Genomic DNA, 22,092 nt, shown 5'->3' with positions numbered 1-22,092 from the left:
GTTATGCTCTCCTTCGCGGGCCGGAGAGGCTGTGGCGGAAGGCCGCTGGTATGTCGTTATTCAGCGACACCCGATCCGAATCCTCGAAAATCTGCATGGCGTGCAACCATTGCTCGAACTCCGGTGCCGGTTTCAGGTTGAGCACACGGCGGGCGTAAAGGGCGTCGTGGAATGACGTGGTCTGGTAATTGAGCATGATGTCATCTGACCCTGGAATGCCCATGATGAATGTGCACCCGGCGACTCCGAGCAGCGTCAGCAGGTTATCCATATCATTCTGGTCGGCTTCGGCGTGGTTGGTGTAGCAGATGTCGCAACCCATCGGCAGCCCGAGCAGCTTTCCGCAGAAATGATCCTCCAGGCCTGCCCGGGTGATCTGCTTGCCATCATAGAGATATTCCGGGCCGATAAAGCCGACCACCGTATTCACCAGCAGCGGGTCAAAATGGCGGGCGACCGCGTAGGCCCTGGCCTCGCAGGTTTGCTGGTCAAGGCCGTGGTGAGCATTGGCGGAGAGGGCGCTACCCTGACCGGTTTCAAAGTACATTACGTTTTGGCCGACGGACCCGCGTTTCAGGCTCAGGGCGGCTTCCTGAGCCTCTTTCAGGGTGGCGAGGCTGAACCCGAAACTCTGGTTGGTGGCTTCGGTGCCGCCTATAGACTGGAAAACCAGATCTACGGGCGCCCCCTGTTCGATGGCTTCGAGGGTGTTGGTCACGTGCGTAAGCACGCAAGACTGAGTTGGAATGTCGTAGCGCTGGATTACTTCGTCGACCATGGTCAGTAGCCGCTTGGTTTGAGCCACGTTATCGGTCGCTGGATTAATGCCGATGACGGCGTCGCCATTGCCATAAAGCAGGCCATCAAGAATGCTGGCGGCGATGCCTGCCATGTCATCTGTAGGGTGGTTCGGTTGCAGCCGGGTGGAAAGGCGCCCCGGCAACCCGACGGTGTTTCGGAACGCTGTGGTTATCTGGCATTTCTGGGCAACCAGGATCAGATCCTGGTTGCGCATGAGCTTGCTGACCGCAGCCACCATTTCCGGCGTCAGACCGGGGCGTAGTCGTGCCAGCATCTCCGGCGAGGCGTTATCGCTCAGAAGCCAGTTCCGGAAATCGCCGACCGTCAGGTGAGAAACGGGGGCGAAGGCGGCGGCGTCATGAGAGTCCATGATCAGGCGGGTTACCTCATCCGTTTCATAGGGAATCAGGGCGTCGGTCAGAAATGTCTTGAGTGGCAGGTCGGCCAGACACATTTGTGCCAGTACCCGCTCTTCAGCCGACGCTGCGCCAACGCCGGCGAGATGATCGCCTGAGCGCTCTGGCGTTGCCTTTGCCATCAAGGTCCCCAGGTCCCTGAAATCCATGGTCTGAAATCCCATACGGTACGTGTACTGGCCACTCATGGTCTTCTCCTTTAATCCCGGGGGCGACTCTGGCATGCCCGCATCAAATTACTTTAACTACACTGTAGTTTCTTGAAGCGGATGCTGTCTCTCAATTTGCCAACCGATTGGGCAACTGACTCGGTCTAAGGTTCTACTGCCTTGAATTGCGACAGGTGCTAGACTTGGAACCCCTGCAGGTGTAAGGAAACCCTCAATGGCGCTTGGCCGTTTGCTTCTCGTTGTATTCATGCTGTCGCTTGTTTCTCTCCCCTCCCTTGCTCTGGAATCGGTTGCGTCCGGAGAGAAAAGCGTGGAACTGACAGACTTTTCCATCGAATACTTCATCGATGAATCGCAAACGATGGACTATGAAACCGTTCGGCTTGAGTCTTTCGACCAGACCAAGAACACCACCACCCTCGGTACCCGGGCGGCGGTGACCTGGTATCGGGTTTCATTACACAACTCAGGTACTGATGACCGTTCGCTGTTTCTGCACCTTCCCAAGGCTTATCACGTTCGTTTAATCGATATTGTTGAAGAGCGCTCCTCACGCGTCGTCAATCGGCTTTCCGTTAACCTCAATGAGGCTGACGCCCACCCTGCCATGTATCGGGGAACACTGGTGTACCCGTTCGAACTGCAAGCCGGGAAAACGACGGTTGTGTATGTGCGCAGTCACGCATACTCACACCAGTGGTTCTCGTTGAAGGTATACGATGACGAGAATTCCCGGCGGGCGCTGGCCGGGGGGCACCTCGATATTGCCCTTATGGTGGGGATGATGCTGGCGCTGGTCTTCTATAACGGCCTTTTGTATTTCGCCACCAGCAAGAAGGAAAACATTTACTACTCACTCTATCTGATTTCAGGCCTGGTCTGGATCGCGCTGTCTTACGGTTTGGTGGCGAAGGCGTTCAATGCCTACGGCGACGCAGTGTTTGTTCTGAACCTCTCGTTGATAACCATGCCGATTTTCCTGCTGTTGTTCATGATGGCCATTTTCGAAACACATGAGTATTTCCGCACCGAACATCGCGTGCTTCAGGGTATGCTGGCATTGCTGGTGGTGACGTTTGTTTACGGCCTGTTTGATATCGCGACGGCCCTGAAGCCTGCCAGCAGTCTTGCCGCCCTGATGATGGTAGTGACCTTCTCCGTGAGCATTTCGCTGTTCAGGAAGGGGCACCCTCTGGTCAAATTTTTCCTTGTTGGTCACACCTTTTTTGTGGTGTTCAACGGGTTTGCCGTCCTGTACTACAAAGGTCTGGTTCAACCGAACTATATCAATAGTCATGGAGTCGGTATTGGTATTGTTCTGGAAGCGCTCACCCTGGCTTTCATTATTTCTTACAGGATCAAGGTGTTGGAGGATATCCGGTCAAAGCAGGATGAGCTGAAACGCCAGGCCTCGACGGACCCTCTGACACGCCTCTTCAATCGCCGGTATTTCATGGCGGAGGGAGAGTACGTGCTGGAACAGGCCCGGACCTCGGGTGAGCCGTTGTCGGTTATAGCCATTGATATCGATCATTTCAAAGCGGTCAATGACACCCATGGCCACAATGTGGGCGACCTGGTTCTGGTAGAAGTTGCCTCCGTATTTCGTCAGTTCAGCCGGGACAGGGATCTGGTCGCGCGCTTCGGTGGCGAGGAATTCGTCATTCTCCTGCCGGGTGCGGATCTGGCAGAGGCGTTTGGCTGTGCTGAACGTATCAGGAACGCTGTCGAAGCCATGATCATTGATGGAGGCGATGGGTTGGTGGTTCAAGTCACAGTAAGTGTCGGTGTGGCTGAGGTAAACCCCCTTCTGGAATCTGTGGAGGGGGCGGTCAAACGGGCCGACCGTTCACTGTATGAGGCCAAGGCCGGGGGCCGCAACCGGGTTTGTGGCTATGATGGTCCGGCAGGCAAGGCCCTACCCACTTGAAGGAGGAGATCCTCCAATGGCGTCCCGCACATTAAGAAGCGCTAATCACGTTGTTTGAACCCTGTGCTAGAGTTGGAGTGACCGTGGTTGCTTTTGGATACACGCAGCCATAGCCGAAATAGCAGTAATCATACTGATAAGGAGGCAAGATGATGGAAGCGAAATCCGGTCAACAAAATGAGTACGAACAGGTACGTGAGGATCTGCGCCGTCTTCAGGAAGATATGGCCAAGCTGACCAGAAGCGTCGCTGAAGGCCAGAAGAACAACATCAGTCATCTCCGAGACGAGATACGCCGCGAAAGCCGGGAAGCGTTTGACCAGGTAAAGCGGCGGGGCGATGAAGCCCTTGATCGCGCAAAGGATGTCAGCGGCAAAGCGGTGGAAAACGTGGAACACAAAATTGAGGAGCGTCCCTTCCTCAGTATTGTTCTTATGTTTCTGGCCGGGTTGTTGGTGGGTCGCTTGTTGGATCGCTGATGATGCCTGACTCGGCCTGGTTGCAGGGCGCGCTGCGCAAGGTAGTCGCGGCAGTTCTGGGTTTACTGCTGGCGCTGGTTTTGCTGGTGGCCCTGCTCATTACCGGTTTTTACATGCTCGTCAACGCCGCCACGCTGGCCCTGGCTCCTGTCGTGGGAGAAGCTGGTGCGATGGCGATGACGGGTTTTTTCTGTATTCTTCTGCTCGTGCTTTTTTTCTATCGCATGACACGGCCGGCCAAATCTCGCGCACAGGCCGATGCCGGCGAAAGTTCAGGCATGTCATCGCCGGTAGAATCTTTACGGAACCTGATTCGAAAGAACCCTCTGGAATCGGCCTCCATTGCTTTTGTGCTGGGCATTGCCGAACAGGGAGATCCCCGGTTGAAGTCTCTGTTGCTTCAGGGCGGTATGGTTTTGATGAAGGAAGCTGAAGCTGAACGTGCTGCTAACCCCGAGCATACCTCTGGCTCACAACCTTCCGATAGCAAGTCTGAAACAACGCAGTAACAGACTAAGAGCAAGACATGCCACCATCATCAATACAGTCCAGCCTACCCGGTGCGAGGGAGAATAAGCCCGCACTCTGGTCATGGGCGCTCTATGACTGGGCCAACAGCGCCTTCTTCACGATCATTCTCACGTTCGTCTTTGCTCAGTATTTCAGCGTCTCGGTGATTCAGGATGAAGTGGCGGGCACGCGGGCATGGGGCAACATCGTTGGTATAGCCGGGGTGGTGATTGCCATACTTGCTCCAATTCTCGGTGCTATTGCCGATCAGTCAGGCCGGCGCAAACCCTGGTTGATCAGTTTTACACTCCTGTGTGTGGTTTCGTCGGCCATGTTGTGGACGGTGACGCCGGATCAGAGTCAGTTCTGGACGGCCGCTCTGTGGGTGGGGTTGGGTACACTCGGGGCTGAGTTCGCTTTCATCTTCTATAACTCGATGTTGCCGGATCTGGCTCGGCCGGAGCGTACCGGACGGTGGTCTGGCTGGGCCTGGGGACTGGGTTATGTGGGCGGTATCGCCAGTCTGGTGGTGGCGCTCTATGGCTTTATTGAAGCGGACGGTACGTTTTTTAACCTTGATCGAGACGCCGCAGAGCATGTGCGGGCAACCTTTGTTCTGGTAGCGGTGTGGTATCTGGTGTTTGCGTTGCCGGCGTTCTTTTTTATCCCGGATCGGCCATCAACCGGTTTGAGTCTGGGGGCAGCGACGCGGGCTGGACTGGTCCAGCTGAAAGAATCCATTGCTCACGTGCGGCAGTACCGGGACATCGTACGGTTTCTGATCGCAAGGATGCTGTACACCGATGGCCTGGCGACGATTTTTACCTTCGGTGGCGTCTATGCAGCCGGCACGTTCAACATGAGCCCCACTGAAGTGCTGCAGTTCGCCATTGCCCTGAACGTCACTGCCGGGCTGGGCGCGCTGGGCTTTGCCTGGATTGATGATGCCCTGGGCGGCCGCAACACCATCCTTCTGTCGTTGCTGGGTCTGGGCTGCAGTGCGTTCGCGATTCTGGTGGTAGATGGGGCCACCGCGTTCTGGATATGGGGCATGATTCTGGGCATTTTCGTTGGGCCGCTGCAATCGGCCAGTCGTTCTCATCTGGCCCGTGTGGCCCCGCCGCATCTGCAGACTCAGATGTTCGGCCTGTTCGCCTTTTCCGGGAAGGCAACCGCGTTTGCCGGCCCGTTGCTGGTGGGTTGGGTGACGTCGGTTACCGACAGCCAGCGTTGGGGCATGAGTACGATCTTGCTGTTCCTGCTGATCGGGTTTGTGCTGATGCTGAAAGTGCCTGCGACTGAGGCCCGAAAAGCGGAGGACTGACACGGTATCTGCCCCAGCTTCGGCTATTCTGATTCATAGCCATCCCACAACAACAAGATCCTAAGGGGCGTTTTGCCATGGCCAGATATGACTTCATCATCAAGGGCGGCCGCTATTTCGACGGCACCGGGGCACTCTCGTTTACCCGCAATCTTGCTATCAAGGATGGCCGGGTTGTCCGTGTGACGGCCGATCCGATTGCTGATGACGATGCCGAGCGCGTGATCGATGCCTCCGGGCTTTGGGTGATGCCATGATTATCGACTGCCCGGATGCAGCCCTGATCGGCAAGAATTTCGAAGAGGTGGCCAGGGCCCGTGGTGTGCATGTCGTCGATCTGTTCCTGGACCTGGTGGTGGAGTTCGGCAGGAATATTCGTTGGTACACCACCGTCGGGAACCATCGAAAACAGGTACTCAAACGCCTGGTGAAAGACCCCCGGTCGTTGATTACCTTCAGTGATGCCGGCGCCCATATTCGGAATATGGCGTTCTACAACCTGCCACTGCGCATGCTCAAGCTCGTTCATGAGTCTATCAATGACGGAGACCCCATCATGACCATGGAGCAGGCCGTACATCGGTTGACGGGAGATCAGGCCGACTGGTTCGGTGTGGATGCGGGCAAGATTCGTGAAGGGGACCGCGCCGATGTTGTGGTTATTGATCCGGCGGGGTTCAATCAGGACCTTGAGCAGGTGCACTGGGGCGAGATGGAAAACTTTGATCTGCAGCGTTTGGTCAATCGCAATCCCGGCATTGTAAAAACGGTTCTGATCAACGGACGGCTGGCGGTCGACGACGAGGAATTCTCGCCGTCATTCGGTCGTGAAATGGGCTATGGACAGTTTATCCCGGCGAGGTAATTAATCAGGTTATGGCCAAGGCCTCTTTTGCTAGAAAGTCACTGCGGCTGATGTTCTGGGTAGTTGTAGCCGCACTGGTGCTGATGTTTTCAATTATCCTGCTGTTCAGGTTCGTGAACCCTCCGACCTCGGCCTTCATGCTGGGTTATCAGATGGGTGATGCCCGCGAGCCTTTGCAGCACGAATGGGTGTCAATATCTGAGGTATCCGAATGGATGGCGCTGGCGGTGATCGCCAGTGAAGACCAGCGATTTCCGGAGCACCACGGGGTTGATTTCAAGGCTGTTCATAAGGCGGTCTCTGAATATCAGGCTGGAGAGGGCTTGCGAGGTGCCAGTACCATCACGCAGCAAACGGCCAAGAATCTGTTTCTCTGGAATGATCGAAGCTTTGTCCGAAAAGCCATCGAGGCGGGTCTGGCACTGGCAATTGATGCGATCTGGCCTAAACAGCGGATTCTTGAAGTCTATCTGAACATCGCAGAATTCGGACCGGGCATCTACGGTGTACAGGCAGCCAGCCGCGCCTACTACCGAATTCCGGCGGGCGTGCTGTCGCCACTCCAGGCTGCACATCTCGCTGCAGTCCTTCCTAACCCGAACGTGTTGAGCGTGCTTTCGCCAACGCCTTACGTCCAGGAACGTGTGGCCTGGATTGAGGGGCAGATGGCTCGGTTATCGAGGGCGGGGTATCTCGCCGAAATCAACGCTGGCAGGTAATGCCAAACCGTTGTTTATGGTTCACCGGCTCTTTGATGAGTGGGCCTCGCTCCGGCACTGGGATGGTGTCATACCATACCGGGCTTTGAATGCCCGGCTGAATTGGCTGGCGTCGTTGAAGCCGCAGGCGAGAGCGATGGCAGTGATTTTGGTGGTTGATTGGCGCAGATGATCGCGTGCCCGGATGAGCCGTTGTTCCTGTACATATTGGTAGGGGGCGCAGCCAAACGTGGCCCGGAACAGTCTTGCGAAATGGTAGGGGCTGAGATTCACCCAGCCGGCCATTTCCGACAGTGTGAGAGGCCGGTCCAGTTCCGCATGAATCTGCTCCTGTAACAGTCGCCGGTACTGATGGGACAGTTGCCCGGTAACTGCGGGAGGTGCTTTGGTGACGCTGGCGTGTCGGCTGACCACCTGTAGCAGGAGCCACTGTGCCAGGTGATCCATCGCCATTGCCTGGCCGGGTGCCTGCCAGTCGCTAAGCACCAGGAGTTTACCTGCCTGGGCCAGGATCGGATCCTCACGGTGGTAGCGCTCGTTCAGTTGAATCTTATCCGGGTCGGAATCCCAGGTTTGACTGGCACATCGAGCGACATCGACATCATTGAAATAGAAATGGAAAAACTCGAATTGCCCGCCGATTTGCCAGATGGAGCGGCTGCCCGCAGGAAACAGGCACATGGCGCCGGGAAAGCCGCGGCTGACCGCCTTTCCGTTGACCATCCGCTGGGCTTGCTGGCCCTTGTCGATGTAGATGCTCAGGGCGTGATGACGAGGGCGCTCGTAGCGAACCTCACCCTCGCGGTTCTGCCATTGGGCGAGGGTTTTTCCATGCTCCAGGTTCATCATTCGCTGCGGCGCAACGCCCGCCGTGCGAAGGCTGTCGGCAATGTCCAGCTGCCCCGGTCTGTCTTGCACCGGTGAGTGGTTTGCTGTCGTTGGATTATCGATCATGGAAGGCCTCCGCAAGAATCATCCATGGTTCCGCAGGATCTGACAAGCTATCGCGCGTTCGTTTCCATAATCTGACCACCTGACGCCCGAACTTTCAATTCAATGCGGAGCATTCGAATCATGCCCATTAGTGCCCATTATGGACTGACTGTATTGATATGGGGTCTGACCTGGACGGCGATTCGACTGCAGGTCGAATCTGCGTCTGTGGATTTGGCAGTGTTCTATCGCTTTGTGATGGCTTCTGTGGTTGCACTTGCGGTTCTTGCCGTTACCCGGCGGCTGAGCAGGTTGACGCTTGGCCAGCATGGCTGGCTTTTTTTGCAAGGGCTGACGCTATATAGCGTGAATTTTCTCCTGATCTATCGGGCCGCCGAATCGATGACCAGTGGGTTGTTGGCGGTCGTGTTTTCTCTGGCGGCACTGTTCAATGCCTTCAACGGTTGGCTCTGGTTGCGAACCAGACCGACAGCGAGGCTCTACCCCGCCGTGGCCCTTGGTGTGACCGGTGTCGCGCTGCTGTTCTGGCATGACCTGCAACTCGGCAATGCCACTGGCGCGAGCATATTGTTTGCGGTCGCTGGAACCTTCTGGTTTTCCATGGGCAACCTGGTGAGCGTGAAGGTGAGGGCAGCAGGGGTTCCGTTGTTTACGGCCAATGCCTGGGCAATGGTTTATGGAGCACTTATTCTCGGGTTGTGGTGCCTGGTCCAGGGGGTAGAGTGGATGCTGCCTGCCACCTCAGTATTCTGGGGAGCGACCGTGTTCCTTGCTGTTCCCGGCTCTATTGTAGCGTTCTACTGCTACATCACCGTCATTCAGGTGCTGGGCGCGGACAAGGCAGGCTATGCCGCGGTATTGTTCCCGGTTGTCGCTCTTTCGGTCTCCACCTGGCTGGAGGGATTCGAGTGGACGACGCCGGCTGTGCTGGGCGCCCTGCTGGCCATATTGGGAAACTATGTGTTGTTTCGTCCCGGCAAGCGTCAGAGCGTCAGCGCAACCAGCGTTCCAGAGCAACGGACCTGACTCTGCTGCCGTGGGCTCACTTTGTCGTGCAGGACTCATCGCACCCGTTCGCACCGATCTCTTTGGGGGCCATTTTTAAAAACACACCCAGTGCGGCCAACAACAATGCTGTACTCGCAATAATCGCAACCGGATAAACGAGATTCCCCGCCAAATCAAGCTGGCTGTATTTGATGATCATGATCAGTCCCTCAAGCGACATGGCCACGCAAACGGTACTGATGAAGCGGGGCAGGGTGCGGCGCATCATAGTCACTATATCGTGAGTTTCTGAACGGCCGCTGTATTCCGAGCGGATCACCATCGCCAGTTCGTAAACTGCCAGTGCGATAATGCTGCCGTTGACGCCATTAATCATGGCCTGCATCAAGGGCTCATCGGAGTTCAGGAGTTCAAAGACATCGACGATGGTTGCTGCCACAAGAGCGAAGGCCAATCCGAAAAACAACCAGGAGAACAGCCTGGCGAACAGACCGCGTACTGGAATACTTCTCAACCTGTCGAGCATGCGTTTTCACCGTGACCTGTGGATGTGATGAGACAGGCTACGGATATTTCGTAAAGGCTGCGATTACAGGTTGCACACAGCGCGGTAACCTTGAAGCAAAGGGCGAGTTGATTATTTTACCTCCGCTCATCGCCAGGCCTTGTGGTTGGGCCGTTCACACCGGCTATCCTTGGGTTGCCAACACAGTTATCCACAGATTCTGTGGGAAAACTCTTTGCTGTTTGATCATTGTTTCGGTGGTTGTGGAGGCGGTTATTGAAACCATAACTTGGCCGCTTTCAAGGCGTAGTAAACGCTACGGTCGCAAAGCGGACACTCAGATTGGGCGACAATAATTCAGCGCTCAGGTAACCGGCGCCAGTACGCCGGCACAGAGAACCAAAAGCGCCACGCGCTTGGTATTCGCTGAATGCCAGATGATCGTCTCGCATGCTTGGCAATTCTATTAAGGACATTGAATGACGAGGAACTGAATCACAAATATCAGCATCCAATCGGCAAGAAATATTTGTCGATCCCTAAAAATTTGTCGTTATTAATGCGGTTAGCTGATCAATAAAGTGATCATCACTTGTTGAACACTGACAAGGAAGCACTAAACGCAATTTAGGGATTAGCAATGGAAAATCTTGAAAGTCTGCTTGAGACACATCATCGAGATGCTTTCCCGGCACAGAAACTAAAAACGTGTGCCGAGGAGTTTTCTCGCAATGGCTATCTAAAGTTTGATATTGGGGAGCTCATTCCGTCCCAGCTGTTCGACCAAGTGATTGCTGAATCTGATCAGTTGCTTGAAGAACACAGCATCCGCCGCGACGTGAAAGTTGCATCAACCGGATACAGCAAGCGCTTCATGAGCAATGTGACAGCGCAGGGAATCCGGGACCACGGCGCAATCATCAACGCGCTGTACAAGTCTCCCGCGCTGCGGGGATTGTTGGGCAGAATCGCCGATGACGAGCTGGCGGATTGCTGGGAAGAAGAGCATTTCCTGATTAACAAACTAGAGCGGGAAGGCGACACCCACGGCTGGCATTGGGGCGACTACCCCTACACCGTGATCTGGATTCTGGAAGCACCGGCGATTGAGCATGGCGGAGTCCTGCAATGTATCCCTCACACCACCTGGGATAAGAAAAACCCTCAGATCGATCAGTACATCGTCGATAACCCCATTCATTCTTATTACCACGTTACCGGACAGGCGTATTTCCTGAAGTCAGACACCACTCTGCACCGGGTCACCCCGATGAAAGGTGAGGCCACCCGAATCATTCTCAATACGTGCTGGGCGAGTGCGAACGACAAGCGTGAGCAGGTCGAGCACGAAACCATGGTTGCGGCGTTCATTTAACAAAAGGAATTGAATCAATGACTGTATTAGCAAAAGACTTCCAAGAGAACGACTTCAAAGTCATGCAGAGATCATCGGGCGTGTCTGAATCAGTGAAAGCGTATCTTGACCAAAAGGTGGAAGAGATCCTGGCTCACCGGTCGGTCAATCACCCATTCCTGGCGTGGTATGGCGAGAATGCTCTGTCAAAGGAGCAGGAAAAGCAGCTGTATCTGGAGACGAACGCCTACTTCAAGTATCTGCCCTTTTACGTGGCGAACATCTCGACCATTACGCGGGACGAAGCGGTCCTTCGCGAGGTGCTCCATAACTCTACGGATGAGCTGGGTACCCAGAAATCACACAGTGATATGTTCGCGCAATTCCTGAACATGCTTGATATCACCTCCGAGGACATCGAAGCCTACGAGCCTCTGGAATCTTCGGTAGCTCTGAATGAGGGCATAAAGGAAATCTACAACAGCCTGCCTCTGGAGCGTGCGCTTGGTGCTCTGTTCGCCGACGAGACTCAGTCTGCAGCGATGTGCTCGCGCTACAACGAAGGCCTGAAGAATCAGGGCTACGATGCTCGTACCCGGCATTTTTGGGAGCTGCATATTGAGGCAGAGATCGGACACAGCAACGCCATATACAACATCCTCGGTCCCTACGTAACCGACGATGAAGGAAGAGAGCGTTTCGAGTCTGGCATCGCCCATTACTTGCAGCTGATGGAAAAGTTCTGGGACAACGTTGAGCTGCGCGTGAAAGACACAGCAGCGGCGTGCGCCTAGTAGGGAAAATCAACGGGTGCGAGCGATCGCACCCAAAGGAAATGTGATATGCAAAATAATCAAGCCAATATTTCTGTGGGCGTGGTCTTCGCCTTGATGGCTACCCTGCTATGGGGTTCTTACCCGCTTTGGTATAGCCCTCTTAAAGGTATCGATTCGGTCGATGTTCTGGCTGTCCGCGTGGTCGGCTCGCTTCTGTTTGTTCTGATTCTTCTGGGGATGGCCAAGCACGCCTCGTTCTCTGACGTGAAAGCGTTGTTGAAGGACAAGCGTGCCCGGCTGGTTCTGGCCAGTAGTGCTGCAATCTCTGGTATCTGGTGGCTCACTTACATCATTGGGGTGACCAATAATATGGTTCTGGAAGCTTCGCTCGGCTATTACATCAGCCCGATCTTCTCCGTGATGTTCGGTTTCCTGGTGTTCAAAGAGCGGCCCAGTATGGTCCAGTGGTTCGCAATCATCCTGACCGCGACGGCAATCCTGAACTTGATCGCAGGTTACGGCCAGACGCCCTGGATCGCGCTGATCATTGGCATGTGTTTCTCGCTCTATGCAGCCATCCGAAAGGGTGTAGCCATCAAGCCTCTGCCGGGACTGACGGTCGAGTGCGTATTCCTGTTTCCATTTGCCATTGGTTATTTCATCTTCCTGGCGTTTCAGGGCGGTCCGAGCTTTGGTGCTGAGACAACCACGACTCAGTGGGCGGTTTTAGCGATCGTTGGCCTGATAAGTGTTCTGCCTTTGTGGTGGTACACCGTCGCCGCGCAAAACCTAGAGATGATTACACTGGCTTTTTTCCAGCTGATTCCGCCGACCTGTAACTTCATCTTCGCGGTTTTCCTCTTTGGTGAAGAATTTACAGAACACCATCAAGTCACGTTCGCACTGGTGTTCCTGGCGAGCCTTATCTATCTGCTGGATCAGGCGAAAGTTTTTTCACGAAAGACTCTTGCGGCGGGTGAACAATGAAGCCAGTGATCGCGATCGTAGGTGCAACCGGTGCCGTTGGCTCTGAGTTCCTGCTGGTCCTTAAAAAGATGGGGTTCAAGTTTGAAAAGCTTCATCTCGTCGCCTCAAAGCGCTCTGCAGGCAGAGTCCTGAAAACGGTGTTCGGAGACTATGAAGTCGTTGATATCGAGCAGTTTGATTTCTCTCAGGTGAAATATGCCTTTTTCTCAGCTGGTGGAAACGTCAGCCGGGAATGGGCGCCCAAAGCCGCTGCTCAGGGGGCGATCGTGATTGACAATACGAGCGCATTCCGGATGCAAGATACTGTGCCGTTGATCGTTCCGGAAATTAATCAGTATGCCTACAAAGGCCAGAAACTGATTTCCAACCCGAACTGCTCGACGATCCAGCTGGTTCGTGCTCTTGCGCCGATTCACGCGCGGTTTGGTGTGCGGAAAGTAATTGCGTCCACATACCAAGCGGTCTCCGGTGCGGGCAACGAGGGCGTTAATGGCCTTCATGCCTCGCTGGTAGATTCAGAGGGCGCTGGGGATTCTTCGCCGTTTAGCCGTCCCATTGCCCATAACGTGATACCTCAAATTGATCGCTTCATGGATAACGGGTTTACCTTTGAAGAGGAAAAAGTCCGATTTGAGACGCGGAAGATTCTGAACGAGCCGGACATGTTTGTGACTTGCACGGCGGTGCGTGTCCCGGTTTTCCGCGGCCACAGCGTGGCGGCCTACATCGAGACTGACAAGGCGTTCGATATGGGCGCAGTTAAGGCGGCACTGGTGGGGCAGGGGATCAAGGTTGCTCACAATCCGGAGGACTTCCCTACCCCTCGGACCATCGAGGACAAAGAAGACGTCTACGTAGGCCGGATCCGTCAAGAGCCGGACGCCCGCAACGGTTTGTGGTTATGGGTCGTTGCGGACAACCTATGGGTAGGCGCGGCATGGAACGCGGTAAGAATTGCGCAGGAGTTAGAGCGATGAGCAGTGTCCATGTAAAGACGGTTGCACCGTTTGATATCGAGGCCATCGTTGATCTGGTCGCAAGGTGCCAAAAGGGCAACTCGCGCAACCTGATCTCGTTCGATCACCTAGACGATGTCTTGTTTGGGCGTCATCACTGCCTCAAAGCACTGGTGGCTCGCAAGGAAGTGCAGATCGTGGGATGCCTCTTCTATCAGATGACGTTCAGTATTGAGCAGTGTTGTTACGACGTGAAAGAGGTGCAGTGCTACATTCTTGACCGAGAGGATGCAGCGGAAATCCGAAGTGCTCTGCGAGAGAGGTTGGCTGAGCAGCTGGAAGCGGCCAAGCCCTCTCGACGACGTTTGGGGACGTTTATGGGCTCAAAGGTCTCAGCGTGAGCCGTGCCACTCAAAAGTTGTGGCTGGTCACTGTCCAGCCAGACAAAGCTGGGCTGCTTAAAGAGCTGTTCGTGGAAATGGCGAAGACGATCGGGCTGTCACACCCAGTCCGTGCCAAGGAAAGTGACATCCGAGAGAATTTTCTCTCGGGTGAACCCGGCCTTGCGTGGTTTATTAAATTCAACGGAGAAATCGTCGGCTACGTCACCGGATACACCGGCATCAATTCCTCCAGAGCACAGCCAATTCTCTTCATCGACGATATTTACCTGAAGGAGAGCGCCCGCCGACGCGGTCTGGGGGAGAAGGTCTTCGATGAGCTGAAAACTATCGCAGGGGGGTTGGCATGTCGGGAGCTTCGCTGGCAAGCGCTGAAAACCAATGTTGGCGCTCAACGCTTTTATCAAAAGATTCGCGCCGACAAGTCGGACGCAGTGATCGATTACGTCATCTCACTCTGACTCGTACCCGTTCGCGGTGTCAGGTAGGCCGCAATCTTGTCGTCCAAAATTCCCAGCATCGCCTGAGCCAAATTATCCTGATCAATTTCGGAAAACCGAGGAGACACGCGAACCATGAGATAGACGGTAGGCAATGGCGGCAACTGTGGTGACGTTACCAGCTCTAATCCCGTGGCCAAACAGGCATCCCCCATCGCCGCGATCACACTATTTTTGTGAAGCAGGTGGTGGATCACGTTGGTATCAGAGCTGGTTGAGACCAACCGATAGTCAATCTCGGCCTCTTTAAATCCACGAATGGCGTGGCGGTTAAACAAACACGAGTCATCGTAAAGCACCACTGGCCAAGGATTGCCGGTGACGGTAACACCTTGGGATTTTACCCAGACTCCTCGGATCTTCCCAATTACGGAGGCCTCGCCGATCGGCGAAGCACTGCTGAACAGCATGATATCAATCTCATTATTCTCCCATGCCGTCTTCAGTTCTTCCGTCGGTCTGACCACAAGCTTGGTCAAGAGGTCGGGTACGATCTCTTGGACATATTTCAGAATCACCATCAAGAAGTCGTTGGCGTAATCACTGGGCGAGCCAATCACAAGCGTCAGCGGTTTGCTGTTCTGCTGCAAGCATTCTTTCGCCTCACGATTCAGGTCTAGCATGTACTGGGCAAACGGCAACAAATCCTCGCCGGCTTGAGTCAAAACCACGTTCCGCCCTTCTCTTCGGAAAAGCTGAACTTCAAACTGTTCCTCGAGCCGCTTCATTTGTGCGCTTATCGCGGCATTCGTTCGAAATCGCTTCTCTGCAACTTTGGCGAACGAGCCAAGTTCGGAAAACAAAACGAAAGACTCCAGCGATCCAATATCCATGGGGTACTACTTCCTTCAACGCGGTGAGCGAACAGAACCTTCGGTATTAGGGAGAGTGAATGGCAAAAAATCAATAGTAATTAATTCTTCATCATTATTTAACACAGGTCTCTATGGCGTGATGGGGTTGGCAAAAGTGCAACCTGAATATGCTTCGGTTAGTCTCACTGCGTTAAAACGGGCTGCCGTGGCGTCCAATAACTGAGTGAAGATAGAGAGATCGGCGGCGGGGATAATAGCAAAACACTAGTTCCTCTTGGCTCTTGGTGCCAGTTGATCGATTGCCAGGATCATAATGCGCTCTATTTCGCTTATTTTGGTGGTAAAAAAACCATCAACTTGGAGCATCGCGAAAGCACGCTTTGGTTTAGGTTCGGACAATTTATGGGTACAAAGCGCGGCCACTTTTTGGTTGCGCTACCAATAACGATGATGAAACGGTCGGTTCAGAGGTTGTTCGACAAAGGTGGATAACTTCACTCCGAGACGATTGCTTTCCGCGAGGTCCGAGTTCGCTTTAATGCGGGTCCCCATGATGTAGTCGAACCAGGGACGGGTGACACATCAGTTGGCGTCCTGATTGGTGTTCATATGGTGATCATAATGCCAGGGAATGGCGCTCTTCGTAGCCTTCATCGCGGTAATCGTTGGTGCGCACGATCTTGTGATGCTGCCAGTGGCTATTCATGGACTTTGCCAGCCTTTGTTGGGGCATTGTTGGCTTTGATTGGAAACGATGTGCTGTTTCGGTCTGCGGGACGGTGATCCAGCTTTTTGGTTCAATGGTCAATGTCCTACAAGGAAGCAGGACAATATTGGGCATTGCTAAACGGCAGGTTTTGTTAACGTCCGCCCCCTTGGACGGGCCATCTACATGGTCGACATTCCTGGAAAACACATTAAGGACTTCCTGCTGTGAGCACCCCAACCGATACTTCTTATGACACCCCTGTTATCCCGAGAAAAGTTCCGGCCGGCCCACCACTGAACTGGATTTCGGCGGCGGTGCGACTGCTGCGCAGTAACTGGGGCGTGATTCTGCTTGCCTATCTGCTGGTGTTTCTTGTTCCGGCGCTGATTCAATATGGTGCGATGGAGGTGATTTCCGGTGGCAGTGTCTTTGGCACCGTGGTGCTGGTGATTGTCAGCATTTTCGTAACGCTGCTACTCAACGCCGGTATGGTGGCTCTGTTCCACAGCGCAGCCGAGGGGACTCCCCGGTTTACCCAGGTGTTTTCCGGCTTCAGCGGGCACACGATACTTCATACTTTCCTGATGGTAGTGATGATGATTGTCGTCGGCATTGTACTGTCCGTTATTGGCTACGTGATCTCAAGTATTGCCGATTTTTCGTTTTCATCTGTTAGCCGCTATGGCATGGGCGGTTTCATGGATGGTGGCTTCGGGCCCTCAGCAGGTATTGCTTCGATTCTGCTCATGTTCATTGCAGTGCTTTGCGCGCTGGTTCTGTTCGGTGCGTTGTTCTTCTATGCAATCCCGTTGATTGTGGTTGCCAGACAGGGGGCTTTAGAGGCTGTTCGTAACAGCCTGCGCGCGTGCTTCAAGAACTTGTTTGTACTGCTTTTCTTTGCTGTAAACGCGATGGTTGTTACTCAACTGGTACTGTTCCCCACGTTCGCAATTGGTGCTTCAACCGCATCGGTTATTGGCATGACGGTGATTACAATTGTCGTGTCGTTTGTCTGGGGTGCAGTTCTTGCGGGCGCGTATTATCTTTCGTTCCGGGATGTTCTTTTGGGCAAAGGTGATACCGAATCAGACAACGATATCGAAGCCACTGTTCCCGCCTGAAGCGACTAAAAAACAAGCTATTGGTGGGTGTGCCAACACCCACCCAACCTGGCGAAGCGCGCATCTGTTCAGATTGATCATTTTACCTGCGCTTTCCGCCAGGGCCTGCCACTGCACGCTTTGCACTGCCTATCCTGTCGTTGCCAACAACGTTATCCACAGATTCTGTGGGCAAAACCAATCAGCCCTGTTAATTCATCTGTAGCTGTGGAAAACACTTGTTCAAAAACCGGTTCAGGGGGGCCTCGATGATCGAGGGCAGGTTGATACCCAAAGGGTTGGACTCGGCAAGCTCCGGATTTGCTTTGATACGAGTTCCCATGATGTAGTCGAACCAGGGACGGGTGACACACCAGTTGGCGTCCTGATTGGTGTTCATATGGTGATCGTAATGCCAGGGAATGGCCTTCTTTCCCCACTCGGGTTCCAGGTGAGAGCGCCGGTGCACATAGAAGTACCGGCCAGCCGCGTAGTAGGTGCCCAGTGTAAAAAACGGGGCTACCGGTAGCGCCAGAGAGGTAACCGCAGTGAGCGCAAGCAGGGAGGTGACTTCGTTCCGGGTGCGCCAGTTGGACAACCCTTCTTCATAGCCTTCGTCGCGGTAATCCGTGGTGCGCACGATCTTGTGATGCTGCCAGTGGCTTTTCATAGACTTCGGTACCGGGCTGTATCTGGGTTTTCCCGGCCGTGGTGTCCCGTGGAGGATGTATTTATGGGCATACCATTCAACACCGTTGGCAAAAATCAGGGCGACCGGAAAGCCAATCATGAATCACCTCTTTCAGAGAGTGGCTGAGTTTTCATCGTGCCATAGCCGCCTCGAATTTCTGTGCTCATTTGCGTCAGCTTGTCAGGCCCCGTTGGCGGAATCGGACAACCTGATCAAATTGCCTCCAACATTGGGCGCCCCAGGGATGACGAGGGTCGGGCGAACCTATCCTGAGACTTCGCACAGAGTTATCCACAGATTCTGTGGGCAAACCGCTGAGTGATCCGCAGCCGTGCAGGTTCGTAATTCCCCGTAGTTGGGTGCAATCGCTTGAGAGTTCCGGTAGTGTCGCGCCCTTTTTGCCGCAAGGACCCATTCCCAATGACCGCCGAGACTATCCCTAAACCCAAGGCAAGCGAGAGCGTCTGGAGCGACAGTGATCCCGTTGTGCTGGTTCTGACCATTGGCTTTATTCTGCTGTTTGTTGGTGCTTCTGTTGTCGATGCCGATTACGTGGCTGACCTGATTGGTCACGGTTTTTCGTGGACCGCAAAATATCTTGGTTCTTTTTTCCAGCTGCTCCTGCTGCTCACGTTTTTTGTGGCGGTTGCCACGGGCGTAAGCGGGGCCGGTCGGGCCAGGATTGGAGGGCTGGATGAGCCGGAGATTGGCCGGTTCCGCTGGCTATCGATGATCATGTGTACGTTGCTGGCCGGTGGTGGAGTCTTCTTCGCAGCAGGTGAGCCGGTCTATCATTTTGTGGTCACCCCGCCGGCGTTCGACACCGGGGCCGCGTCCCCTGCCGCCGTTGCACCTGCGCTTGCCCAGTCATTTATGCACTGGGGGTTTCTAGCCTGGGCTGTGCTTGGCTCACTAACGGCCATCGTGCTCTCGCGCGCGCACTACTCACAAGGGCAGCCACTGCAGCCACGGACGCTGCTTTATCCCGTGCTAGGCGAGCGTGTTGTCAGCGGGCGCCTGGGTGGAGTGGTGGATGCCGCCTGCGTGATCGCAGTGGTTGCCGGCACCGTGGGCCCGATCGGCTTTCTGGCGACACAAATGAGCTTTGGATTGCATGAGCTGTTCGGTGTCTCCGATGGCTACGGTACTCAGCTCATGGTTCTGGCTGTGCTGGCAGGGGTATACATGACATCCGCAATGACCGGGCTGCATCGGGGTATCCAGCTGCTCAGTCGTTTCAACGTCATCCTGGCGCTGATTATTGCCGGCGTTATTTTTGTGTTTGGCCCCACGCTATTCCTTACGGATGTCTACCTGCAATCCATGGGCGAATATCTGGGCTCGTTTTTTTCCATGGCGACCATGACAGCACAGACGGCGCCCGATTGGTGGATGAAGTGGTGGACGGTGTTTTTCTTTGCCTGGTTTATTGGCTATACCCCCTTGATGGCAGTGTTTGTATCGAGAATCTCACGGGGTAGAACCATCCGTGAAACCATCATGGCAGTCGCCATACTGGCACCCATCGCCACGACCATCTGGTTCACGTTGCTGGGTGGCTCTGGCATATACCATCAGCTGTCCGGCACGTTTGATTTGACCGACGCTTTGAACAATTTCCGGTTTGACGTCGCCACATTGACGGTTGCGCAGGCACTGCCGGGAGGCACCTGGATGGCGGCCGCAATCCTGTTGCTGACCACCATCTTTGTGGCGACAACCGGAGATTCGATGAGCTACTCCATTGCGATGGTGGGGGCCGGCCATGACGAGCCGCAACCCTGGATTCGCGTTTTCTGGGGTGGCGCCATGGCACTGATGGCCGCGATTCTTCTCTATATGGGGGCCGGTCAGATTGGGGTGTTGCAACAGTTCATTGTTATCACAGCCATTCCGGTGTCGTTGATTATTCTCCCTTCTTTGTGGACCGGTCCCCGGGCCGCATCAGCCCTGGCGAAAGAGCAGGGGCTGGCTTAGGTTTTTACTTTTCCCCTCAGGGATTTGATCTCTCCACGGCGGGTTTTGTTATCCACACGCCGCCGTTGGGAGGATTTCGTCGGCCGCGTTGGCCGGCGGGCTTTTTGCGGCTTCACTGCCTCCTGAATGAGAGTCTTGAGTCGGTTCAGCGCGTCCTCTTTGTTCTGCTCAAACGTGCGGAAAGACTGCCCCTTGATCACAATCACGCCGTCTTTACTGATGCGCTGGTCGGACAATGCCATCAAACGTTCTTTGTAAAACGGCGGCAGGGTGGAATGCAGGACGTCGAACCGGAGGTGTACGGCAGAGGCAACCTTATTCACATTCTGACCGCCGGCCCCCTGGGATCGTATCTGCGTAATCTGGATTTCCCAGTCTGCCAGTTCGACGGCATTGGATAATTTCAGCATAGTGGCACGTGTTGAGAGCTCGGATTCGGATGTTTACGAGTATCATCCTACGCAATCCGGCAACCAATCAGAAGCGATGAACACAGGGAGACACCGAATGAAGGTGATGGTTTTAGGCGCTACCGGCCTGACCGGAGGCATGGTGGTGGAGAAGCTCCTCGAGCAGCCGGAGATATCGACTGTGATCGCTCCGGTTCGCCGGCCGATGGTCGTGGAAAATTCGAAACTGGAGCAGCGCTTCATGGATTTTGATGCGATGGAGGCTCAGCCTGACGCTTTCCAGGTGGATGTCCTGATCTGTTGCCTTGGAACGACCCTGAAAAAGGCAGGCTCCAGAGAAGCCTTTCGCAAGGTCGATCATGACTATGCATTGAAGGCAGCTCAGATGGCCCGTAACGCCGGTGCACGGGCATTGATTCTGATGTCGGCCATCGGAGCATCTTCGCAATCCCCGGTTTTCTACAATCGAGTCAAAGGAGAGCTTGAGGACAATGTCCGGGCGCTGAAATTTCCTTATCTTACGATCTACCACCCGAGCCTGTTGCTGGGGCAGCGCAAGGAGGCTCGAACGGCCGAGGCTCTTGGTGTGGCCGTCATGCCGGTTGCGAATCGGGCGTTGATCGGGCCACTGAGAAAATATCGGGCGATTGACGCGGAAGCCGTAGCGTCGGCCATGGTCAACGAGCTTGAGACCATTGGCGGAATCACTTCGGGCGGTGCAGTGGTGAGAGTGTGGGAGTACGACGATATCTTAACGATGGGCAATCGTCGCTAATGCTGTCCTTCACCTGATGTAAAATCCGGGTCACTGTTCCCGGGTGATCGATGAGGTTGATTAATGAAATATGTACTTGTTCCTTTTATGGTGTTTTCCGTACTCATGGCGACAGGTTGCAGTCGCCCGGAATCGCCCCAGGAAGTATCCGAAGCATTTTGGCAAGCTGTACTTGAAGAGGATGCTGAAGCGGCCGCAGATTATTCAACCCTGGTCGATGAAGCGGGGTTCGATGGTTTTGAACAGCAATGGCAGAACGTGAGCATTGAGTGGGGGCGTGTGGTCATTGATGACAATCTGGCTCGGGTAACCACCACCCTGAGTGGTCTGGAGGGCCGGAACGAAGCCACGGAGTCCTTAACCTATCTGGTACGTAAAGGTGACGACTGGCTGGTGGATTATTATCGCACCGGCGATGCCCTGAAACAGGGCCCGGTATGGGGAAGTCTTGTTGGGCAGCTGGAAAGACTGGGTGAAGATCTCAAGAGTCGCTGGGCAAATCAATCCGATGAGATGGCGGTAGAGCTTGAGAGGCTGGGGCGGGAGTTGCAGCAACAGGCCCAGAGTATGAATGAAGATATGTCGGCGTTGGCTGAAGAGTACGGTGACCAGCTGAGCCAGCATCTGGAAGAGCTGTCTGAATCCCTGCGGGAAGCGCTTGAATCTACTCCATCTGCAACGCCGCAGGACAAACGTACCTTGAACGAAACGGTAATCAGGCTTGAAGACCAGCGGGAGCAGTTGTCTGAAGCCAACTTGAAAACGCTTGCGGAGAGCACCGCGACCGCCGCCGAAGCCCAGCTGCAATTGAGCGAATTGAGCGAGGAGTTTGCGGCCTACAAGGCGGAATGGCGGCAACGTGTTGTCGACATGCAAGCAGAAATGGCTGAGTTTCTGGAGAATCTGAAGACCCGCTGAGCTCAGGGGGGGGGGCTCCTTGCCCTTCCATGGTGCGTATTT

At 54.6% G+C, this 22,092-nt stretch carries 24 protein-coding genes; 18 read left to right on the top strand and 6 right to left on the bottom strand.

What is annotated here, in order from left to right:
* Position 1 precedes the first annotated feature (1 nt).
* Positions 2-1,405: an ethanolamine ammonia-lyase subunit EutB gene (locus ACSSVV_RS16075; RefSeq protein WP_454106554.1), complete on the bottom strand. Its 1,404-nt coding sequence runs from the start codon at positions 1,403-1,405 to the stop codon at positions 2-4.
* 292 nt (positions 1,406-1,697) lie between these two features.
* Between ACSSVV_RS16075 and ACSSVV_RS16070 the strand changes: the two genes are divergently transcribed.
* From ACSSVV_RS16070 to mtgA, 7 genes are all read left to right on the top strand, one after another.
* Entirely contained in the window at positions 1,698-3,317 is a 1,620-nt protein-coding gene (locus tag ACSSVV_RS16070) for a sensor domain-containing diguanylate cyclase (RefSeq protein ID WP_303292886.1), read from the top strand.
* A gap of 149 nt (positions 3,318-3,466) precedes the next feature.
* Entirely contained in the window at positions 3,467-3,796 is a 330-nt protein-coding gene (locus tag ACSSVV_RS16065; RefSeq protein WP_011786381.1) for a DUF883 family protein, read from the top strand.
* 20 nt (positions 3,797-3,816) lie between these two features.
* The gene (locus ACSSVV_RS16060; RefSeq protein ID WP_227501119.1) at positions 3,817-4,305 is read left to right on the top strand and encodes a hypothetical protein; all 489 of its coding nucleotides are present in this window, start codon (positions 3,817-3,819) and stop codon (positions 4,303-4,305) included.
* A 17-nt stretch (positions 4,306-4,322) separates the two neighbouring features.
* Positions 4,323-5,630, top strand: coding sequence for an MFS transporter (locus tag ACSSVV_RS16055; RefSeq protein ID WP_303292885.1), 1,308 nt, complete (start codon positions 4,323-4,325; stop codon positions 5,628-5,630).
* A gap of 77 nt (positions 5,631-5,707) precedes the next feature.
* Entirely contained in the window at positions 5,708-5,887 is a 180-nt protein-coding gene (locus ACSSVV_RS16050) for a hypothetical protein (protein ID WP_023011197.1), read from the top strand.
* Positions 5,884-6,495 carry an amidohydrolase family protein gene (locus ACSSVV_RS16045; protein WP_454106553.1) on the top strand — a complete coding sequence of 204 codons (612 nt, stop codon included), beginning with the start codon at positions 5,884-5,886 and terminating at the stop codon, positions 6,493-6,495. The genes ACSSVV_RS16050 and ACSSVV_RS16045 overlap by 4 nt, the downstream gene beginning before the upstream one ends.
* Before the next feature lie 11 nt (positions 6,496-6,506).
* Positions 6,507-7,214 carry a monofunctional biosynthetic peptidoglycan transglycosylase gene (gene mtgA, locus ACSSVV_RS16040; protein ID WP_454106552.1) on the top strand — a complete coding sequence of 236 codons (708 nt, stop codon included), beginning with the start codon at positions 6,507-6,509 and terminating at the stop codon, positions 7,212-7,214.
* Positions 7,215-7,235: 21 nt separating this feature from the next.
* On the opposite strand, the gene ACSSVV_RS16035 is transcribed toward mtgA, so the two are convergent.
* Positions 7,236-8,168, bottom strand: coding sequence for a helix-turn-helix domain-containing protein (locus ACSSVV_RS16035; protein WP_454106551.1), 933 nt, complete (start codon positions 8,166-8,168; stop codon positions 7,236-7,238).
* Between the two features lie 120 nt (positions 8,169-8,288).
* On the opposite strand from ACSSVV_RS16035, the gene ACSSVV_RS16030 reads away from it, so the two are divergent.
* Complete coding sequence (locus tag ACSSVV_RS16030; protein ID WP_454106550.1) at positions 8,289-9,194, top strand: DMT family transporter; 906 nt, start codon at positions 8,289-8,291, stop codon at positions 9,192-9,194.
* Between the two features lie 16 nt (positions 9,195-9,210).
* Here the strand turns inward: ACSSVV_RS16030 and ACSSVV_RS16025 are convergent, their stop codons facing one another.
* Positions 9,211-9,702, bottom strand: coding sequence for a hypothetical protein (locus ACSSVV_RS16025; protein WP_011786374.1), 492 nt, complete (start codon positions 9,700-9,702; stop codon positions 9,211-9,213).
* Between the two features lie 619 nt (positions 9,703-10,321).
* Here ACSSVV_RS16025 and ACSSVV_RS16020 point away from each other — a divergent pair.
* Genes ACSSVV_RS16020 through ACSSVV_RS15995 form a run of 6 tightly spaced genes read left to right on the top strand, consistent with a single transcriptional unit; the run spans position 10,322 to position 14,616 of the window.
* The gene (locus ACSSVV_RS16020; RefSeq protein ID WP_454106549.1) at positions 10,322-11,056 is read left to right on the top strand and encodes a HalD/BesD family halogenase; all 735 of its coding nucleotides are present in this window, start codon (positions 10,322-10,324) and stop codon (positions 11,054-11,056) included.
* A 17-nt stretch (positions 11,057-11,073) separates the two neighbouring features.
* Positions 11,074-11,829, top strand: a complete 756-nt coding sequence (locus tag ACSSVV_RS16015) for an iron-containing redox enzyme family protein (RefSeq protein ID WP_454106548.1) — start codon at positions 11,074-11,076, stop codon at positions 11,827-11,829.
* A 48-nt stretch (positions 11,830-11,877) separates the two neighbouring features.
* Positions 11,878-12,798, top strand: coding sequence for an EamA family transporter RarD (rarD, locus tag ACSSVV_RS16010; protein WP_454106547.1), 921 nt, complete (start codon positions 11,878-11,880; stop codon positions 12,796-12,798).
* A complete protein-coding gene (locus tag ACSSVV_RS16005) occupies positions 12,795-13,775 on the top strand; it encodes an aspartate-semialdehyde dehydrogenase (RefSeq protein ID WP_454106546.1) in 981 nt (326 codons plus the stop codon). Before rarD ends, ACSSVV_RS16005 begins: the two co-directional genes overlap by 4 nt.
* Entirely contained in the window at positions 13,772-14,155 is a 384-nt protein-coding gene (locus ACSSVV_RS16000) for a hypothetical protein (protein WP_454106545.1), read from the top strand. Before ACSSVV_RS16005 ends, ACSSVV_RS16000 begins: the two co-directional genes overlap by 4 nt.
* On the top strand, positions 14,152-14,616 hold the full coding sequence (locus ACSSVV_RS15995) for a GNAT family N-acetyltransferase (protein WP_454106544.1): 465 nt from the start codon (positions 14,152-14,154) through the stop codon (positions 14,614-14,616). The genes ACSSVV_RS16000 and ACSSVV_RS15995 overlap by 4 nt, the downstream gene beginning before the upstream one ends.
* Here the strand turns inward: ACSSVV_RS15995 and ACSSVV_RS15990 are convergent.
* Positions 14,598-15,488, bottom strand: a complete 891-nt coding sequence (locus ACSSVV_RS15990; RefSeq protein ID WP_454106543.1) for a LysR family transcriptional regulator — start codon at positions 15,486-15,488, stop codon at positions 14,598-14,600. The genes ACSSVV_RS15995 and ACSSVV_RS15990 overlap by 19 nt on opposite strands.
* Positions 15,489-16,403: 915 nt before the next feature.
* On the opposite strand from ACSSVV_RS15990, the gene ACSSVV_RS15985 reads away from it, so the two are divergent.
* Positions 16,404-17,300, top strand: a complete 897-nt coding sequence (locus tag ACSSVV_RS15985) for a hypothetical protein (RefSeq protein ID WP_454106542.1) — start codon at positions 16,404-16,406, stop codon at positions 17,298-17,300.
* Positions 17,301-17,490: 190 nt separating this feature from the next.
* On the opposite strand, the gene ACSSVV_RS15980 is transcribed toward ACSSVV_RS15985, so the two are convergent.
* Positions 17,491-18,069: a sterol desaturase family protein gene (locus ACSSVV_RS15980; protein WP_022991517.1), complete on the bottom strand. Its 579-nt coding sequence runs from the start codon at positions 18,067-18,069 to the stop codon at positions 17,491-17,493.
* A 321-nt stretch (positions 18,070-18,390) separates the two neighbouring features.
* Here ACSSVV_RS15980 and ACSSVV_RS15975 point away from each other — a divergent pair, with 321 nt between their 5' ends.
* Positions 18,391-19,947 carry a BCCT family transporter gene (locus ACSSVV_RS15975; protein WP_023011186.1) on the top strand — a complete coding sequence of 519 codons (1,557 nt, stop codon included), beginning with the start codon at positions 18,391-18,393 and terminating at the stop codon, positions 19,945-19,947.
* On the opposite strand, the gene arfB is transcribed toward ACSSVV_RS15975, so the two are convergent.
* Positions 19,944-20,357: an alternative ribosome rescue aminoacyl-tRNA hydrolase ArfB gene (gene arfB, locus ACSSVV_RS15970; protein ID WP_022991515.1), complete on the bottom strand. Its 414-nt coding sequence runs from the start codon at positions 20,355-20,357 to the stop codon at positions 19,944-19,946. The two genes, ACSSVV_RS15975 and arfB, sit on opposite strands and share 4 nt — an antisense overlap.
* Before the next feature lie 97 nt (positions 20,358-20,454).
* Here arfB and ACSSVV_RS15965 point away from each other — a divergent pair, with 97 nt between their 5' ends.
* On the top strand, positions 20,455-21,132 hold the full coding sequence (locus ACSSVV_RS15965) for an NAD(P)H-binding protein (RefSeq protein WP_023011185.1): 678 nt from the start codon (positions 20,455-20,457) through the stop codon (positions 21,130-21,132).
* 63 nt (positions 21,133-21,195) lie between these two features.
* Entirely contained in the window at positions 21,196-22,050 is an 855-nt protein-coding gene (locus tag ACSSVV_RS15960; protein ID WP_022991513.1) for a hypothetical protein, read from the top strand.
* Positions 22,051-22,092 lie beyond the last annotated feature (42 nt).

It is taken from the genome of Marinobacter sp. MBR-105, from assembly GCF_053628895.1.
Note: the sequence above shows the minus strand (reverse complement) of the source record. Positions and strands in the feature narration are given on the sequence as shown.